We start from the raw sequence: 14773 nt of genomic DNA on the forward strand, positions 1-14773 counted from the left end.
AATCGACCGGCCCCGGGGAACGATCAGTGCAGGGCGGATTCCTGCTTGAGCCGTTCGTCACCGGAAAGGGTGGACAGCGGCTTCTCCTTGATGAAGAGCACCGCGATCACCGCGAGGAACGCGATCGGGGCGCCGACGAGGAACAGGTCGGCGGTGGCCGTACCGTAGATCTCTTTGATCACCGCAAGGATCTCGGGCGGCAACGTCTCCAGGTCGGGGACCTTCGCCTCGCCGCCTCCGGCGGCGGCGCCGAACTTGTCGGCGAAGAGCGTGGTGACCCGGTTCGTCAGGACGGCGCCGAGCGCGCTGACCCCGATCGAGCCGCCCATGCTGCGGAAGAACGTCAGCGCCGAGGTGGTGGCGCCGAGCTCGGCCGCCGGCACGTCGTTCTGCGCGGCCAGGACCAGGTTCTGCATGAGCAGGCCGACGCCGACGCCGAGCACCGCCATGTAGGCCGAGATCACCGGCACGCCGGTGTGCGCGTCGATGGTGCTGAGCAGCAGCATCCCGGCCGTCATCACGATCGAGCCGGCCACCAGGTACGCCTTCCACTTCCCGAACTTGGTGATCAGGGCGCCGGCCACGGTGGAGGAGACGAGCAGGCCGAAGATCATCGGCAGGCCCATCAGCCCGGCCACGGTCGGCGACTTGCCCAGCGAGATCTGGAAGTACTGGGACAGGAAGACGGTCCCGCCGAACATCGCCACCCCGACCAGCACGCTGGCGACGATGGCCAGGGTGACCGTCCGGTGCCGGAAGATGCCGAGCGGGATGATCGGCTCGGTCGCCTTCGACTCGGCCCAGACGGCCAGCGCGAGGATCACCACACCGGCGGTGACCAGCGCCGCGGTCTGCCAGGAGGCCCAGTCGAAGTGCTGACCGGCCAGCGTGGACCAGACGAGCAGGGTGCTCACGCCCGCGGTGATCAGCAGCGCGCCCAGCCAGTCGATGCTGACCTCGCGGCGGACCACCGGCAGGTGCAGGGTCTTCTGCAGCAGCGCGATCGCGATCACCGAGAACGGCACGCCGACCAGGAAGCACCAGCGCCAGCCGAGCCACGTGGTGTCCACCAGGACTCCGCCGATCAGTGGGCCGGCGATGGTGGCGACACCGAAGACCGCGCCGAACATGCCCGAGTAGCGGCCCAGCTCACGCGGCGGGATCATCGCGGCCATCACGATCATCGCGAGCGCGGTCATGCCGCCCGCGCCGACGCCCTGGATGATCCGGCTGACCAGGAGCACCTCGACGTTCGGGGTGAAGCCGGCGACCAGCGAGCCGACCACGAACAGGCCCAGGGAGAGCTGGATCAGCAGCTTCTTGCTGTACAGGTCGGCCATCTTGCCCCAGAGCGGGACGGTGGCCGTCATGGCGAGCAGCTCGGTGGTGACGATCCAGGTGTAGACGGACTGGCTGCCGTCCAGATCCGCGATGATCCGGGGCAGGGCGTTGGCGACCACGGTGGAGGCCAGGATGCTGACGAACATGCCGAGCATCAGGCCGGACAGTGCCTGCACCACCTCCTTGTGGGACATCCGGCCGGAGGTCTCGGCGGTTTCGGGTTCTACTGCTGTCATCAGCTTTCTTTCAGATCGTGGAGGATGGCGAAGGCTTCCCGGGCGTGTTCGATCAGCGGACGGGCGTCGCCGGCCTCGGCCCAGCGGATCAGCGCGACCCGGACGGCGGCGTTCGCCACCGCTGAGACGACAGCCGGGCGGGGGTGGTCCGGGGCGAGCCCGTCGTGGGCGGCGACGGCCGCGGACAGCCGTTGCTCGGCGGCGGATGCGGCGGCGATCAGCAGCGGCAGCAGCTGTGGATTGGCGGCGATCACGCGCATCCGCAGCAGCCACAGGTCACGGTCGCGCTGGATCTGCTCGAAGGCCGGCGCCAGCGCCGCCAGCAGGGCCTCCAGCAGCGGCCGGCCGGCCGGGAGGACCGGGGCGCCGCAGTCGGCCAGGGGGTCGCCGACGAGGGCGTCCTCCTTCGTGGCGAAGTAGTTGAAGAACGTGCGCGGCGACACCTCGGCGGCCGCGCTGATCTCGTCGGTGGTCACCCGGTCGGCGCCCCGCTCGTCGACCAGCCGGAGGGCGGCCGTGATCAGGGCGAGGCGGGTCTGCCGGCGCTTCAGCTCCCGGCGTCCGGGCATGGTCGGGTCCGCATCCACCCCGCGAGGTTAGATGCGTACTTGCAGTTTCTGCAAAGTTTTAATCGTTGAGCTGGGCCCGCTCGATCTCGGCGAGCGTGGCGGTCCACCACGGCCCGATCTCCCGGCCGGCCAGCAGGTCGGTGAGCAGCACCACGGCGTTGCGGGCCAGCGCGTCCGGTTTCGGCGGGGTCGTCCCGTCCTCGTCGAGCACCCCCAGCGCGGCGGCCAGCAGCCAGAGCACCACCTGCGGATCGGCCTCCGGCCACGACCTGACACAGCTCGCCAGCGCGGCGCGCACGTCGTCGGCGGTCAGCCCGTCCGGATGCCCGTCCTCCAGCAGCAGGCGCACCGCCGTGCCCAGGACCAGCCCGGTCCGGGCCGGGTCGAGCGCCGCCAGATCGGCCGTCGCCTCGGCCAGCGCGGCATGGTCGGCGGCCCGGACCGCGGCGACCCCGGCGGTGGCCGCGGCCGCGATCGGGCGGGCCGGTGCGGGCAGATGTCGCCGGCTATCCGTCATGGAGGAGACCCTACGGGCGTCCGGCTGGCAGGGTGGGATGGGTACCGGGAGAGGGAGACGGGGATGACGAGCCTGGACGCGGTGACCGCCTGGGTGGAGAAGTATCGCAAGGCGTGGGAGTCCAACGACCCGCACGACATCCGTGAGCTGTTCGCCGACGACGCCGCCTATTTCACGGCGCCCTACGCGAAACCGTGGATCGGCCGGGAGGCGATCGTCAGCGGCTGGCTGGCCCGGCAGGATCGCCCGCACAGCATCGGCTTCGCCTGGCATCCGCTCATCGTCACCGAGGAGATGTCGGTGATCGAGGCGTCCACCAGCTATCCGCGGCGGCGTTTCCGCAATCTGTGGGTGCTGCGCCTGGACCTCACCTGCCAGGCGCGGCAATTCACCGAATGGTGGATGCAGGAGCCGTCCGAATAAATGTGAATGTGAAAGATGAATGGCATTCGAGCGGTGCTCGGATGTGCGAATTCGCCGCCATTTCGGCAAACTGCGTCGAGTGGAGGCGGATCGGAAACTCGGCGGCCGGTACCGGCTGGAGAACGAACTCGGCCGTGGCGGCATGGCCGTCGTCTGGCGCGCCCTCGACGAGGTGCTGAACCGCCCGGTCGCGGTCAAGGTGCTCGCCGGGCGCTACGCGGGTGACGACCGGTTCCGGGCCCGGATCCTGCAGGAGGCGCGGACCGCGGCCACCCTGTCGCATCCGAACATCGCGCAGATCTACGACTTCGGCGAGTGCGGTGACGACGGGCTGCCGGTCCCCTATGTGGTGATGGAGCTGGTCAACGGCCCGACCCTCCAGCAGCGCGTCAACCGCGGGCCGATCCCGCCGCGCACCGTCTTCCGGATCTGCGGCGAGGTGGCCACCGCCCTCGCCGTCGCCCACGAGGACGGACTCGTGCACCGCGACATCAAGCTCGGCAACATCATGGTCACCCCGGCCGGGGCCAAGGTCGTCGACTTCGGCATCGCCGCCGTCGCCGGACCCGCCACCCCCGAGGACGCCCTGCTCGGCACCCCCGCCTACCTCGCTCCCGAGCGCCTCACCGGCGGGGCCATCGAACCCGCCTCCGACATCTACGCGCTCGGCGTGCTGCTCTACCGGCTCCTCTCCGGCACGCAGCCGTGGAGCGTCGAGACCACCACCCAGATGCTCAGGGCGCACGTCTACCAGGAACCCATTCCGCTGGGCGCGCAGACCGGCGTGCCCGACGAGGTCATCGATCTGGTCACCCGATGCCTGGCCAAGGACCCGGCCATCCGGCCGGACGCGGCAGAGGTGGCCGACCTTCTGGGCGACGCGGCCGAGGCTTCAACCCTTGATCTGGTACGGCCACTCGCGCCCGATTTCGCACATGAGGCGTCGAGCGGCTCTCGCATTTCAGGCGGAGCCTCGGCGGGATCCGGGGCCGGCGTCCGCCCCGTGGACCAGGGCATGACATCGCTCACACCACGGCCGCGCGGGACGGGCCTCCGCATCGGCACGGGGCGGGTGGCCGTACCGAAGAATTGGAAGAAGGCCCGGCTGCCCGCCGCGGCCGCCCTGGTGGCCCTGGCCCTCGCCGTGCCGTTCTCGCTCGCCGCCGGAGACGGCGACCCGGCCGGATCACCCGGAGTGGCCGCCCCGCCGCGGGTATCACCCTCAGTCACTCGCAAGCCGCCAGGTGTCACCCATCCGGCCGGAGTGCCCAGCCGGCCCGAGCGGGCCCCGGTGGCCAGCGCAAGCGCTGTCTCGACGGCAGGCACCGCACCGCGCGGACCGGAGTCGGCGGTGCCGTCGCAAGCCGAATCGCTACCGAGCGTGAGTGTTTCCGTCTCGCCATCCGTCTCGCCGTCGGTGCCGCAGGGCACCCGCCTGGACTCGGCGGGCGGGTCGGTGTACGCGAAGTGCGTGACCGACGGCGCCGAGTTGCTCGCCTGGGAACCGCGCCCCGGGTTCGTCACCGAACGCGCCTACCCCGGCCCCGACCTCACCGTCGACGTGGTGTTCGCCGCCGACCTGGCGCGCTACCGGATGACCGTGAACTGCCTCAGCGGACGGCCGTCCGGCGTGGTCCTGCCGTTGTAGCCGCCGTTCGTCCACGCGCTGCCGGCTCGTGCCCGATGTCCGACGCGCGCCGTCGGCTCGTGCGCGATGTCCGACGCGCGCTGCTGGACCGTGCCCGGTGTCCGACGCGCACTGCCGGGCCGCGCCCGATGTCCGACTAAACTGCGGCGGCACGCTGCGAAAGGGACATCGATGACGGCGACCGCACCCGACGAATGGCTCACCCGGTTCCGGGCGGTGCTCCGCCGTACCCCGCCGACGCAGTCCGCGCCCGCCGCCACCCCGCCGTCGGTGCTCAACCTGGCCCCCGACCCCGGCTTCCGGGTCGCGCCGAAAGGTGTCGACGTGCCCGAGCCGGTCTCCGCCGAACGGGTCGAGGTGCCGGGCCGGCCCGGCGTGACCGGGCTCAAGGTCACCGTGCCCGGCGGGGGCGGCGCCGCCGTGACCCCGGCCCTGACCGCCCTGCCCGCGGGCACCTACAGCGCGAGCGTGTCGGTCTTCCTGGCCGCTCCGCTGGACGGCCCGCCGCCCCGGCTGGCCGCCGAGTGGGCGCTGGAGGAACCGGCGTCGGTCCGTTCGATGCCGGCCCGCAACGAGCACGGCCACCACCGGATCGCGGTCACCTTCACCATTCCGGACGGGGCCCGCGAGGTGCGGATCCGGCTCGGCGCCGGGCCGGGCGACGCTATCTGGTACGACTTGGCGCTCACCGCCACCGAGCGGCCGCTGCGGCATTTCGACGGGTCCACACCTTCTGACGCGACCTACACCTACGAATGGACGGGCGAGCCCGACGCGTCCGCCTCCCGCCGAACCCTCGCCGCCGCCGGCGCCGGGTCGTTCGTTCCGGAGACGCCGGAGGAGGCTGTGGCGCTGGGCGCGATGGTGGCCGGGGATCTCCTGGCCGGGGCGCGGCTCGCGCTTGCGCTCGGTGACACCGCGGCCGCCGTCGGCGCGCTGCGGCAGGTCGTGAAGGCCGGCGACCCGGCCGGTGAGGCGGCCTGGGAACTGGGCCGGCTGGCGCTCGCCGAGGAACGCTGGGCCGCCGCCGAACAACTCCTGCGCGGCGCAGTGGCGAAACGCCCGGAAGCCTTCGAACGCGGCTACGCGCTGGCCCTGGCCTACGACAAACTCAAACGCCGGGACGACAGCCGTCAGGCCTCAGCCGCCGCCCTGGCCCACGACACGAAACTGCCGTTCGACGGCGCGGCCCTGCTCGACTCCGACGTCACGTCCTTCGGCGCCCGCCGGGAAGTCGGCATCTTCCTCGCCGAGAACCTGGCCCAGATCCGGGTGCAGGCCGAGCACCGCCTGGCCCGCCCGGTGGACAGCACGTTCGACCAGCCGATCTTCGTCTACTGGGCGCAGGGCTTCGACGCCGCGCCGCCGGTGGTGAAAGCCTGCCTGGCAGCGTTACGGGCCAACAACCCGGACTCCCGGGTGCACGAGCTGTCCCTGGCGAACATCGGCGCCTACACCGACGTGCCGGAGGACCTGGCGGCCGCCCTGGAAGGCGACCACTACCACTTCTCCGACCTGCTGCGGATGCTGCTGCTGGAGAAGTTCGGCGGCATCTGGGTCGACGCCACCTGCCTGGTCACCGAGCCACTGCGGCCGCACATCGACCGGGCGCTGGCCAAGGGCAGCGTGTTCGCCTTCACCTACACCGGCCCGTACCTGGTCAACTGGTTCCTGGCGAGCCGCCCCGACAGCTACGTCATGCACCTGTGGCGGGCCGCGTCGTTCCTGTGGTGGGAGAAGCGCGGCGAAATCGTCGACGTGCTCCTGCACCACCACATCTTCGAGATGCTGCACCGCCTGGACGACCGATTCCGCACCGAATGGGACGCCGGCCTACGACTCAACGCGACACCACCGCATGCGCTCCAGACGGTGCTGCTCCGGCCGTACGACCAGGAGATGTTCCAGACGATCACCGAGGGGGCGTTCGTGCACAAGTTGCGGCACCAGCTCCCATCCGGCTTCGGTGGCAGCGAGTCCTACCTGTCCCGAATCATCCGAGCCGACCACGGAGTGCGCCCCGACCAGTAGCCGATCGCCGCACTCCAGCAGACGTGACCGAAGCACAACGGCACAGCCTCGCGTGCGCGCCCGTCCCCGTCCCAGCGACGCCCCGTCGATCTGGATAGAAAACAAAGCCCAACCCGTGCGACGCTGCAGGTGACTGTGGCCATGACGCGAGGCTCGCCCGATCTCGCGGGGCGTAAGGGTGCGATGACGCCTGCCCACAGCCGTTTTCCCCGCCCCGGGCAGGCGCGAGGCGCCCCGGAAGACTTGTGGAGTTCCGCGGTACTCGAGTTCCGCCATTTCGGGGATCGTTTGGGTGACGGCGCACCGGTGTCCGTCGTCGCAGGCCTTGGTCGCCGGCCTTCCGCCACACACGCGGTCGCCGGCCTTCCGCGAGGCGCGGTGGTCGGCCTTCCGCGAGGCGCGGTCGTCGGTTCTGCGAGGCGCGGTCGGCGGCGCTTGGTCCGGAGTGGTCGCCGGCGGGCGGCCAGACGCGGTCGGCGGTGTTCGGCCGGCGTGCGACGACCAGCGCACACAATGCGGCAACGTGCGATTTCACCCTCGCCGGGACGACGACGGGCGCACACGGACGGCACAACGTGTGCGTCCATCCCCGTCAGAGCGAAGCAGGCGCACCCGATCGGCGAACGTGTGCGCTGACCACCGCTGCGCCCAGGCAAACGTGTGCGCTGACCACCGCTGCGACTGGCGGACCCGCCCTCGGCGGCCCGCTCCCGGCACCGCCTCCGGAACGGCCACCCAAGGTCATGAGACCTCGCGGTGATCTTGCCTCGCGGTGATCTTGCGGAGTTCGTTGGGGATGACGCTGACCAGGGCGAATGCAAGATTCACTTCGGCCGCGGCCCTGACCTGCAATGTCGCTTCACAAACGGCGAGACTCGAGCGCGAGACAGGTGTGCCCGAACTCAACAAGATCGAGAACGGGCTGTCAGCCTTCGAGTGCTTTACCCCGATTCAAGCGAGCCTGACGTGCAGCAGTCACGCAGGCGAGACCGACCGCGACCGTCCAAGACAGCCATCCCAAAATCGAATAGCACGGATGCAGCCAACCATCCGGGACCCACCACGTGTACTCGCGTGGTGGCGCTGAGACCATGGCCGCGTGTGCTCACGTGTTGGTGCTGAGACCGTGGCCGTGTCTGCTTGCGTGGTGGTGCTGAGGTCGTGGCCGTGCGTGCTCGCGTGATGGTGCTGAGACACGTGGTCGGGTGTGGGTCCGTGGCGGTGCCGAGGCCGTGGCCGCGTGTGCTCGCGTGGTGGTGCTGAGACCGTGGCCGTTTCTGCTTGCGTGGTGCTGAGGTCGTGGTCGCGTGTGGTCCGTGGTGGTGCTGAGACCGTGGCCGTGTCTGCTTGCGTGGTGCTGAGGTCGTGGTCGCGTGTGCTCGTGTGGTGGTGCTGAGACCGTGGTCGCGTGTGGTCCGTGGTGGTGCTGAGACCGTGGCCGCGTGCGGTCGCGTGGCGAGACTGAGGCAGCCACCGCGAGAATTCGTAACGCGGGGTCTGGGGCCTCGGGCCCCCAGGAGAAATGAAAACGAGCGACCCAGGTCCGCGCTTCCCGCGGACAGGGATCACCCGTCGATCGTGCCCCCGGCAGGATTCGAACCTGCGCTTTCGCCTCCGGAGGGCGACGCTCTATCCCCTGAGCTACGGGGGCTCAGTGATGATGAGCCTAGCAGGGCCTCCTGCGCCCCGGCCAACCGGTATCGCCGAAAACGGACGGGCCGCCGGAAAGCCCCGGCGGCCCGTCGATTGCTGCTGGTCAGGAGGCTGCGCCGAGCTTCTCCTGAAGGGCTTTCATGTCGGTCATCTCGCGCTGCTGGCTGTTGATGGTCAGCTGTGCGGCTTCGACGACCTCTTCGTCCTTGGAGACTCCGACGACCTCCTGGGCCATGTGCACGCCGCCCAGGTGGTGCTTGATCATCATCTGGAGGAAGAGGCGGTCGCCCTCGATGCCTTTCGACTCGCGGAGCTTCGTCATCTCCTCGGGGGTGGCCATGCCTGGCATCAGGCCGTTGACCACGCTGTCCGCGCCGTCCGGCATCCAGGCCATGGCGGGCTGGTCGCCTGTGGGCTGGAGGTTCCACTCGCGGAGCCAGGCCTGCATCATGCCGATCTGGCCCTGCTGGTTTAGGGCGATGTCGACACCCATGGTCCGCACTTCGGGGTCGGAGGCCTGCGCGTACGCAATGAGCCCCATCTCGACCGCCTGCGTGTGGTGGGTCGTCATGTCGCGGGCGAAGCCGGCCTCGGCGGAATCGTCGGCGGGCAGAGCGTCACCGCGGGGCACCAGGAAGCCGATGGCGACGCCGAGGACGAGCCCCACCACCAGCGCCACCGGAATCCAGTAGCTGAACCGGGACGGCGTGGGAGCGGGGTCGTCCGCGGCGACGGGGTCGGGCACGGATCAGCCTTGCGGGGTGGCGCCGGTGACGGAGACGCCGCGGTCGCAGAGCGCGGTCGGGCCCTCGATCGAGGCGTTGACCCGCAGCGCCTTGATGAACTCGTCGATCCGCGGGTCGTCCACCGTGTCGACCTTGAGCTGGTAGCCCCAGGCCTGGAGGGAGACGGCGTTGGTGAGACCGGGGAACGGGCTCATCATGGCCTTCTCTTTGCCCTCGACCTTGGCGGCGAGCGTGGCGACCTGGTCGGCCGGCAGGTCCGGGCGGTAGGCGAGCCACACGGTGCCGTGCTCGAGGCTGTGCACCGCGTGCTCGTTGGGGATCTGCTCGGTGTAGACGACGCCGTTGCAGTTCTCCCAGGTCGGGTTGTGCTCACCGGCGACCGGCGGGGACTGCTCGTAGGTGAGGGTGCCGCTCTTGTGCTGGCTGCCCTTGACCAGGTCGGGGTTCGACTCGCGGTAGTTGACCAGGCCGGCGATGGCGTTGGCCCGCTCCTCCCACGGCACGGCGTTCTGCTTGTCGGTCTTCACCGAGGCGTAGACGCCCCAGCCGATGATGCCCACCGCGATGACCACCACGAGGCCGGCGACGGCGATCGGGCCCCAGTTGCGTCCGCCGGCGACCTTGACCGGCGTGACCGGCTTGCGACCCTTGCCGCCCTTACCGCCGCCCTTGCCGGTGGGGCGGGTCCCGCCGGGCTTGTTGGCGCCGGAGCCGCCGGTGGGGGGCTTGCCCTGACCGGTGGTCTTGCCGACCTTGACGGTGGACGGGACCCGTTCGGGCCCCGGGGTGCTCATGCTCATCGTGCCTCGTCGATTCGTCAAAACGGGAAGGGGCGGGGCTCGGGTGGCCGCCGAACGCCGAAGTCTACCCCCGATAGCATGGCTGAGTGACTCCCGCCAACCTTGCTGACACCGTTCTCTCAGCCGCTCGTGCCGTATTCGAGACGCGCGGACTCGACGTCGCGCTGCTGCCCGCCGCGACGACGGTGGAGCGGCCGCGCAACCCCGAGCACGGCGACTACGCCTCCAACCTTGCCATGCAGGTGGCCAAGAAGGCGGGGGTCGCACCGCGTGAGCTGGCCACGGCGCTCGCCGAGGAGCTCGGCCGCCGGGACGGGATCGGGGCGGTGGAGATCGCCGGGCCCGGCTTCCTCAACATCCGCCTGGACACCGCCTCGATCGGCGCGATCGCCGGGCTTGTGGTCGGGGCCGGCTCAGCGTACGGCCGCAATGATGCCCTTTCTGGGGAAAAGGTGAATCTGGAGTTCGTCTCGGCGAACCCGACCGGCCCGATCCACCTGGGACACACCCGCTGGGCCGCGGTCGGCGACTCGCTGCGCCGGGTGCTGACCGCCGCCGGCGCCGAGGTGACCAGTGAGTACTACATCAACGACGCGGGCGCGCAGGTGGACCGGTTCGCCAGGTCGCTGTTCGCGGCGGCCAACGGCGAGCCGACGCCCGAGGACGGCTATGTCGGCGACTACATCACCGAGATCGCCAAGGAGATCACCGACGCCGACCCGGGCCTGATCGGGCAGCCCGCCGAGCAGGCGCTGCCGATCTTCCTGGCCCGTGGTTACGAGCTGATGCTGAAGGAGATCCGGGAGAGCCTGGAGCGCTTCGGCGTGCACTTCGACGTCTGGTTCTCGGAGCAGACGCTGCACGGCGGCGGCGCGGTCGAGCACGCCATCGAGGAGCTGCGCAAGCAGGGCCACATCTTCGAGGACGGCGGCGCGATCTGGCTGCGGACCACCGACTTCACCGATGACAAGGACCGGGTGCTGATCCGGTCGAACGGTGAGAAGACCTACTTCGCGGCGGACGCGGCGTATTACATCAACAAGCGGGAGCGCGGGTTCGACCGCTGCATCTACCTGCTCGGCGCCGATCACCACGGCTACATCGGCCGGCTGAAGGCGATCGCGGCGTGTGCCGGGGACGACCCGAAGAAGAACATCGAGATCCTGATCGGCCAGCTGGTCAACCTGGTCCGCGGCGGCCAGCCGGTGCGGCTGTCGAAGCGGGCCGGCAACATCATCACGCTGGACGAGCTGGTCGACGCGGTCGGGCCGGACGCCGCCCGCTACTCGCTGGCCCGGTCGTCCACCGACTCCACGCTGACGCTGGACATCGAGGAGATCACCAAGAACACCAGCGACAACCCGGTCTTCTACGTGCAGTACGCACATGCCCGGATCTGCTCGTTGCTGCGCAACGCCGAGGAGAAGAAGGTCAACCGCGGCGAGGAGTACGATCCGGCGCTGCTCTCCCACGAGCGGGAGCGCAACCTGCTGAAGACCCTGGGCGATTTCCCGGGTGTGGTGGCCACCGCCGCCGAGCTGCGTGAGCCGCACCGGATCGCGGTCTACCTGGAGGAGCGGGTGGCCACCGACTACCACCGCTTCTACGACGCCTGCCAGGTGCTGCCGAAGGGTGACGAGCCGGTGTCCGAGTTCGCCCAGTCACGGCTCTGGCTGGTCGAGGCCACCCGAACGGTGCTGGCCAACGGTTTGGACCTCCTCGGGGTCTCCGCGCCGGAGAGGATGTAAGGCATGCGCGCACACGAGGCCGGGGCCCTGCACGGTGATCTCGGCAGTCGCGGGCCGGCCTGGCTGCGTACCCCCGAGGATGTGAACGCCCTGGTGCCGCAGCTCTGGCCGCGGACCGTGACCAGGTCGGACGCCGGGGGTCTGGAAATCGGCGGCGTGAGCGTCGCCGATCTGGCGGCGGACTACGGCACGCCGGCCTACCTGCTCGACGAGGAGGACCTGCGGGCCCGCTGCCGCGATTTCAAGGCGGCCTTCGCCGAGGCGGACGTCTACTACGCCGGCAAGTCGTTCATCTGCAAGGCCGTGGTCCGGGTGATCGACGAGGAGGGGCTCTTCCTCGACGTCTGCTCCGGTGGCGAGCTGGCGGTGGCTCTGGCGGCCGGTTTTCCGCCCGAGCGGATCGGTTTCCACGGCAACAACAAGTCGGTGTCCGAGCTGCGCCGGGCGCTGGAGGCCGGGGTGGGCCGGATCATCGTGGACTCGTTCCACGAGATCGCCCGTTTGACGGAATTGGCGAAAACCTACAACAAGCGGCCCGGCGTGCTGCTCCGCGTCACGGTGGGTGTCGAGGCTCACACCCACGAGTTCATCGCGACCGCGCACGAGGACCAGAAGTTCGGGTTCTCGCTGGCCGGCGGGGCGGCGTTCGCGGCGGCGGCGCAGATCCTCGACGAGGGCGTGCTCGACCTGCGCGGGCTGCACTCGCACATCGGCTCGCAGATCTTCGACACCAGCGGGTTCGAGGTGGCCGCCCGGCGAATCCTGGAGCTCCAGGCGCAGATCCGGGACGCGCGCGGGGTGGAGCTGCCGGAACTGGACCTGGGTGGCGGGTTCGGTATCGCGTACACCACGCAGGACGACCCGTCGACGCCTGGTGATCTGGCCAAGCGGATCAACAAGATCGTCGAGTCCGAGTGCGAGCTGGCCTCGCTGCGTAAGCCGCACCTGTCGATCGAGCCGGGGCGGGCGATCGTCGGCCCGGCGGTCTTCACCCTGTACGAGGTGGGGACGGTCAAGGACGTCGACGGCATCCGCACCTACGTGAGTGTGGACGGGGGGATGAGCGACAACATCCGTACCGCCCTCTACGACGCGTCCTACTCGGCGACGATGGCCAACCGGCGCAGCACGGCCGAGCCGCTGCTCGCCCGCGTTGTGGGAAAACATTGTGAGTCCGGGGACATTGTCGTGAAGGATGAATTCCTGCCCAGCGACGTGCAGCCCGGAGATCTTATTGCGGTTCCCGGGACCGGCGCGTATTGCCGGAGCATGGCCAGCAACTACAACCACGTTCCTCGGCCGCCTGTGGTGGCGGTTCGTGACGGCGCCGCCCGCGTCATCGTGCGCCGGGAGACCGAGGACGACCTGCTTGCATTGGATGTGGGATGAGCCCCGTCTCGAAATCGCCGATCCGTCTGGCTCTGCTCGGCTGCGGTGTCGTCGGTACTGAAGTGGTTCGGCTGCTCCACGAACAGGCCGACGACCTGACGGCCCGGATCGGCGCCCCCCTGGAGCTCGTCGGCATCGCGGTGCGGCGTGCCGGCCGGGAGCGCGGTGACCTGCCGGTCGACCCGTCGCTGTTCACCACCGACGCGCTGGGCCTGGTCAAGCGCGACGACGTGGACGTGGTGATCGAGGTCGTCGGCGGCATCGAGCCGGCGCGGACCTGGCTGACCGAGGCGCTGCGGGCCGGCAAGAGCGTGATCACAGCGAACAAGGCGCTGCTCGCCGAGGACGGCGGCGCCCTGCACGACGCCGCCACCGAGGGCGGGGCCGATCTCTACTACGAGGCGTCGGTGGCCGGCGCGATCCCGCTGCTGCGCCCGCTGCGCGAGTCGCTGCACGGCGACCGCGTGACCGCGGTCACCGGCATCGTGAACGGCACGACCAACTTCATCCTCTCCTCGATGGCGTCGACCGGCGCGGGCTTCAACGAGGCCTTGGAAGAGGCGACCGAGCTGGGGTACGCGGAAGCCGACCCCACCGCCGACGTGGAGGGCTTCGACGCCGCCGCGAAGGCCGCCATCCTCGCCTCGCTGGCGTTCCACACCCGGGTGACCGCGGCCGACGTGTTCCGTGAGGGCATGACCGGGGTGACCGCCGGCGACATGGCCAGCGCCAGGGAGATGGGCTGCACGATCAAGCTGCTCTGCATCGCCCAGCGGACCGCGGATTCGGTGAGTGTCCGCGTGCACCCGGCGATGATCCCGCTGAGTCACCCGCTGGCGAGTGTCGGTGACGCCTTCAACGCGGTGTTCGTCGAGACCGAGGCAGCCGGCCCGCTGATGTTCTACGGCCGGGGCGCCGGTGGCCGGCCGACCGCGAGCGCGGTGCTCGGCGACATCGTCGCGGCCTCCCGCAACAAGCTGACCGGCACCCGTGCGCCGAGCGAGAGCAACTACGCCGAGCTGACGGTCCGCCCGATCGGCGAGTCGATGACCCGCTACCACATCAGCCTCGACGTGGCCGAGAAACCGGGTGTGCTGGCCACCGTGGCCGGTGTCTTCGCACGGCACGAGGTGTCGATCGCGACGGTCCGGCAGTCCGGCCGGGAGGACGACGCGAAACTGGTCATCGTCACGCACAGCGCTCCGGACGCGGCGCTCGCCGCCACCGTCGAGGAGCTGTCGAGTCTGGACATCGTCCGGTCGATCGCGAGCGTGCTGCGTGTCGAGGGAGGCGCGGGCCAGTGATCGATCACGTGGGTTTCCAGTGCCGTGACCTGGCGGCGAGTGCCGCGTTCTACGACGCGGTGCTGGCGCCGCTGGGCGGCGCCCGGTTGATGGACTTCAAGGTCGCCATCGGGTACGGCACGGACCACGCCGATTTCTGGATCGGTGAGCTGAACGAGGGTGAGGGGTTCGTCGAGGCCCACATCGCGTTCGCCGCCGCTGACCGCGCCGCGGTCGACGAGTTCCACCGGGCCGCCGTCGCGGCCGGGGCCGAGGTGCTGCACGAACCCCGCCTGCACCCGGAGTACCACGAGCACTACTACGGCGTCTTCGTCCGCGATCCGGACGGGAACAACGTCGAGGCCGTGTGCCACAGCCCTGAATAAATG

General features: G+C 70.1%; 12 protein-coding genes and 1 tRNA gene. 7 read left to right on the plus strand and 6 right to left on the minus strand.

What is annotated here, in order from left to right:
* Nucleotides 1-23: 23 nt before the first annotated feature.
* The 3 genes from AB0E94_RS14075 to AB0E94_RS14085 are packed head-to-tail and all read right to left on the minus strand — an operon-like array spanning nucleotide 24 to nucleotide 2663.
* Nucleotides 24-1577, minus strand: a complete 1554-nt coding sequence (locus tag AB0E94_RS14075) for an MDR family MFS transporter (RefSeq protein ID WP_360326143.1) — start codon at nucleotides 1575-1577, stop codon at nucleotides 24-26.
* Nucleotides 1577-2164, minus strand: a complete 588-nt coding sequence (locus AB0E94_RS14080) for a helix-turn-helix domain-containing protein (RefSeq protein ID WP_360326145.1) — start codon at nucleotides 2162-2164, stop codon at nucleotides 1577-1579. The genes AB0E94_RS14075 and AB0E94_RS14080 overlap by 1 nt, the downstream gene beginning before the upstream one ends.
* A gap of 40 nt (nucleotides 2165-2204) precedes the next feature.
* Entirely contained in the window at nucleotides 2205-2663 is a 459-nt protein-coding gene (locus AB0E94_RS14085; RefSeq protein WP_360326147.1) for a hypothetical protein, read from the minus strand.
* A gap of 63 nt (nucleotides 2664-2726) precedes the next feature.
* Between AB0E94_RS14085 and AB0E94_RS14090 the strand changes: the two genes are divergently transcribed.
* The 3 genes from AB0E94_RS14090 (at nucleotide 2727) to AB0E94_RS14100 (ending at nucleotide 6765) form a co-directional block, all read left to right on the plus strand.
* Nucleotides 2727-3086, plus strand: a complete 360-nt coding sequence (locus AB0E94_RS14090; protein WP_360326149.1) for an SgcJ/EcaC family oxidoreductase — start codon at nucleotides 2727-2729, stop codon at nucleotides 3084-3086.
* 79 nt (nucleotides 3087-3165) lie between these two features.
* Nucleotides 3166-4734 carry a serine/threonine-protein kinase gene (locus tag AB0E94_RS14095; protein WP_360326151.1) on the plus strand — a complete coding sequence of 523 codons (1569 nt, stop codon included), beginning with the start codon at nucleotides 3166-3168 and terminating at the stop codon, nucleotides 4732-4734.
* A 171-nt stretch (nucleotides 4735-4905) separates the two neighbouring features.
* Nucleotides 4906-6765, plus strand: a complete 1860-nt coding sequence (locus AB0E94_RS14100) for a capsular polysaccharide synthesis protein (protein WP_360326153.1) — start codon at nucleotides 4906-4908, stop codon at nucleotides 6763-6765.
* A gap of 1579 nt (nucleotides 6766-8344) precedes the next feature.
* On the opposite strand, the gene AB0E94_RS14105 is transcribed toward AB0E94_RS14100, so the two are convergent.
* The 3 genes from AB0E94_RS14105 to AB0E94_RS14115 form a co-directional block, all read right to left on the minus strand.
* Nucleotides 8345-8416, minus strand: a tRNA-Arg gene (locus AB0E94_RS14105).
* Nucleotides 8417-8521: 105 nt separating this feature from the next.
* Nucleotides 8522-9163 carry a DUF305 domain-containing protein gene (locus AB0E94_RS14110; protein WP_360326155.1) on the minus strand — a complete coding sequence of 214 codons (642 nt, stop codon included), beginning with the start codon at nucleotides 9161-9163 and terminating at the stop codon, nucleotides 8522-8524.
* A 3-nt stretch (nucleotides 9164-9166) separates the two neighbouring features.
* A complete protein-coding gene (locus AB0E94_RS14115) occupies nucleotides 9167-9964 on the minus strand; it encodes a DUF3105 domain-containing protein (RefSeq protein ID WP_360326157.1) in 798 nt (265 codons plus the stop codon).
* Between the two features lie 86 nt (nucleotides 9965-10050).
* Between AB0E94_RS14115 and argS the strand changes: the two genes are divergently transcribed.
* The 4 genes from argS to AB0E94_RS14135 are packed head-to-tail and all read left to right on the plus strand — an operon-like array spanning nucleotide 10051 to nucleotide 14770.
* Complete coding sequence (gene argS / locus AB0E94_RS14120; RefSeq protein WP_360326158.1) at nucleotides 10051-11712, plus strand: arginine--tRNA ligase; 1662 nt, start codon at nucleotides 10051-10053, stop codon at nucleotides 11710-11712.
* A 3-nt stretch (nucleotides 11713-11715) separates the two neighbouring features.
* Complete coding sequence (gene lysA, locus AB0E94_RS14125) at nucleotides 11716-13101, plus strand: diaminopimelate decarboxylase (RefSeq protein ID WP_360326160.1); 1386 nt, start codon at nucleotides 11716-11718, stop codon at nucleotides 13099-13101.
* Nucleotides 13098-14405 (plus strand): homoserine dehydrogenase, encoded by a 1308-nt coding sequence (locus AB0E94_RS14130; protein ID WP_360326162.1) that lies wholly within the window; start codon nucleotides 13098-13100, stop codon nucleotides 14403-14405. The genes lysA and AB0E94_RS14130 overlap by 4 nt, the downstream gene beginning before the upstream one ends.
* Nucleotides 14402-14770 carry a VOC family protein gene (locus AB0E94_RS14135; RefSeq protein ID WP_360326163.1) on the plus strand — a complete coding sequence of 123 codons (369 nt, stop codon included), beginning with the start codon at nucleotides 14402-14404 and terminating at the stop codon, nucleotides 14768-14770. Before AB0E94_RS14130 ends, AB0E94_RS14135 begins: the two co-directional genes overlap by 4 nt.
* Nucleotides 14771-14773: the final 3 nt, after the last annotated feature.

The sequence above is a fragment of the Actinoplanes sp. NPDC026670 genome (assembly GCF_040638175.1).
GTDB lineage: Bacteria > Actinomycetota > Actinomycetes > Mycobacteriales > Micromonosporaceae > Actinoplanes.